The organism is Caulobacter sp. (assembly GCF_049283275.1).
In the GTDB taxonomy this organism is placed as follows: domain Bacteria; phylum Pseudomonadota; class Alphaproteobacteria; order Caulobacterales; family Caulobacteraceae; genus Caulobacter.
In genome coordinates, this window is sequence record NZ_JBAPVS010000008.1 from 1 (window position 1) to 2,754 (window position 2,754).

Consider the following 2,754-nt stretch of genomic DNA (forward strand, 5'->3'; position numbering starts at 1 on the left):
TGTTGGCCATGGGGAGCGTGTCGGCGATCGTCGCCACCAGCTGTCCGCCCGCGGTCACCGGGGTGCCTTTCGGGATGACCGTCAGCGGCACCGGCGGGCCAAGGCCCATAGTGCACGACAGCGTCGCAGCGTTGACCACCAAGGGGGGCATCGTCCTGCTCTCACGTGCGGGGACTGCCTGGGCGCGGCCGGAGATCCCGGATCCACGCCCGAGCGAAGTCTGGCACGCCGCCCGGTGCCCCATCGGGCCGACTTCACGGCCCACTCGGACGGGGCATTGCCCCCGCTCGACCTCCGATCGGCGCCGATGGCGGCGAGGCGCGACCTGGGGCCGGGAGCCCGACGGCGGCGATCGAACGGCGGCGCCGTCCATGCAGGAGCGGCCGATGCCCGGCGAGATGACGAGACGTAATGACGCGCCGGCGTTGCCGGCTAGCGTGTCCGCCGTGCTCGTCATCAGGTCCGTCGCCGGCGTCGACCTCTTCGTCTCATCCACCGCGACCGTTCTGGCCGGTGCGCTCCGCGAGGCGGTGGGCGCGGACGCCGACCTGTCGGGTGCCGAGCTGTCGCGAACCCACCTGCGGCTGTCCTGCCTCGCCGGAGCCCGTCTTGCCCGGGCCGACCTGTCCCACGCCGATCTGTCCCATGCCGATCTCCGCATGGCCAGCCTCGACGAGGCGAAGCTGACCGGCGCAACCCTGACGCGGGCCAGGCTGACGAATGCCACCCTGGCCAAGGCGAGCGTCTCGCAGGCCGACCTCGCCCGTGCGGATCTCAGCTTCGCGAGCCTGGGCGAGGGCGACCTCACGGGCGCGCGCCTCGCGGGGGCCGATTGCACGGGTGTCGATCTGCAGGGCGCCAACCTCGCGGGCGCCGACCTGACGGACGCCGATCTCACGGGCGCCCAACTCACGGGCGCGTGCCTCGAGGGCGCAGGCCTCACGAAGGCCGACCTCGGATGGGCCGACCTTGCGGGAGCGAACCTTGCGGGAGCGAACCTCAGGGGAGCCGACCTGACCGGGGCGCGGCTGGTGCGCGCGACCCTCGTCGGCGCGAACCTGCAGCTGGCCCGCCTCAGGGACGCCGATCTCACGGGCGCCGACCTCACGGGCGCCGACCTGACGGACGCCGATCTCACGGGGGCGGTCGGGCTCGTCTGAGGCCTGGGCCGGCTGGAGCCATCGAAACGGCTCACGAGCGGAACACCCAGGGCGCGCCCGCTGATCACGATCTCGAGGTGCCCTGGCGCGGCGCTCACGACCGTGCGCGGGACTGCCGCCACGGTGCCGACTGGCTGGTGCCGAGGGTGAGATTTGAACTCACATGCCCTTGCGGGCAGCCGATTTTAAGTCGGCCGCGTCTGCCGGTTCCGCCACCTCGGCGCAGCGGGAGGAATCGTAACGCCCGCCGAGCGGGCGGGCGTTACGCACTGTGTGTCTGGAGGCGACGGTGGGATTCGGACCCACGCATAGAGGTTTTGCAGACCTCCCCCTTAACCACTTGGGTACGTCGCCCCGGGAGTGCCGGCAGGGGGACCGGCGGTGCTGGCTGGCCCTCGAGGATTCGAACCTCGGTTCACGGATCCAAAGTCCGCTGTCCTACCGCTAGACGAAGGGCCAGCGGAACCGGGGCCGCGCACGTGCGGAGGTGATTGGAGCGGAAGACGGGACTCGAACCCGCGACCCTCACCTTGGCAAGGTGATGCTCTACCAACTGAGCCACTTCCGCTCGATGACCGCGTCCGGGGTGATGGTGCCGAGAGGCAGACTTGAACTGCCGACACCGCGAGTTTCAGTCGCGTGCTCTACCAGCTGAGCTATCTCGGCCCGCAGGCCCCGCCGGACGTCCCCGCCCGTCGGCGTTCGAGAAGGTACCACGGGGGGCCCTCCGTCGGCAAACTCGGTCGACGCGGGCGGCAAGGCGGGCGCGGCGCGAAGCCGGGCGTCGTCGTTGCGCCGCACGCAGCACTGGGCTGGGCCCTGTCGCGATGGCCGGAACGTGGCCTGTGCTCCCCATGACCACTGCGACCGCCGGGGCGGCCAACCTTGCTCCCTCCGTGCACCCCGCGACCGGCCTGACCAACAGGTCTCTATCCGGCACAACCCGTGACGCAGGATCGCACCCAGGAGGCCCGCCGGCGGTCGGTGCGGTCACCCGGTGCACTGCCGGCTCCCTGCCTGCCGGCTCCCGGTGCACTGCCGGCTCCCTGCCTGCCGGTGCACTGCCGACTCCCTGCCTGCCGGTGCACTGCGCTGCCGGCTCCCGGTGCACGCGGCCCGGCCGCCACCGTTGCCGGCCTCAGTCGAGCCCGGTGAGCTCGGCCGTCGCGGACGGGTCCAGCGGCCGCTCCCCGCTCAGCGCCCGGAGCCGGTTGATCCGGTCGACGATCGGCGGGTGGGTCGAGAAGAGCCCCTTCGAGCGCTGCTCGAACTTCTTGATCGGGTTGGTGAAGTAGAGGTGCTGGGTGGCGCGGTTGGCGACCTCGAGCACCTCGGTATCCTCGGAGATCGCGGCGAGGGCCCGCTCCAGGCCCTGCGGGTTGCGGGTCAGCTCGACCGACGACGCGTCCGCCATGTACTCGCGCTGGCGGCTCACCGCGAGCTGAACAAGCCGCGCGAAGAAGGGCGCCAGGATCGCCAGCAGGATCGCGACCACGAAGATGATCGCCTGGAGACCTCCGCCGCCCTCCCGGTCGTTCGATGACCGCCGTCCCCCGCCGAAACCGCCCCAGAACGTGAACCGCAGGAAGACGTC

Annotated in this window: 2 protein-coding genes and 5 tRNA genes; 1 reads left to right on the forward strand and 6 read right to left on the reverse strand. The window is 71.5% G+C overall.

Annotation, left to right across the window (positions count from 1 at the left end):
• The first annotated feature begins 386 nt into the window (after positions 1–386).
• On the forward strand, positions 387–1,160 hold the full coding sequence (locus tag WAL33_RS00490; RefSeq protein WP_422177438.1) for a pentapeptide repeat-containing protein: 774 nt from the start codon (positions 387–389) through the stop codon (positions 1,158–1,160).
• Between the two features lie 135 nt (positions 1,161–1,295).
• Here WAL33_RS00490 and WAL33_RS00495 read toward each other — a convergent pair.
• From WAL33_RS00495 to WAL33_RS00520, 6 genes are all read right to left on the reverse strand, one after another.
• A tRNA-Leu gene (locus tag WAL33_RS00495) sits at positions 1,296–1,382 on the reverse strand.
• A gap of 56 nt (positions 1,383–1,438) precedes the next feature.
• Positions 1,439–1,514, reverse strand: a tRNA-Cys gene (locus WAL33_RS00500).
• 31 nt (positions 1,515–1,545) lie between these two features.
• Positions 1,546–1,619 (reverse strand) — tRNA-Gln (locus WAL33_RS00505).
• Between the two features lie 33 nt (positions 1,620–1,652).
• A tRNA-Gly gene (locus tag WAL33_RS00510) sits at positions 1,653–1,728 on the reverse strand.
• 22 nt (positions 1,729–1,750) lie between these two features.
• Positions 1,751–1,826: transfer RNA gene (locus tag WAL33_RS00515), tRNA-Phe, on the reverse strand.
• Between the two features lie 472 nt (positions 1,827–2,298).
• A partial coding sequence (locus WAL33_RS00520) for a M48 family metalloprotease (protein WP_422177440.1) occupies positions 2,299–2,754 on the reverse strand: 456 nt, incomplete at its 5' end.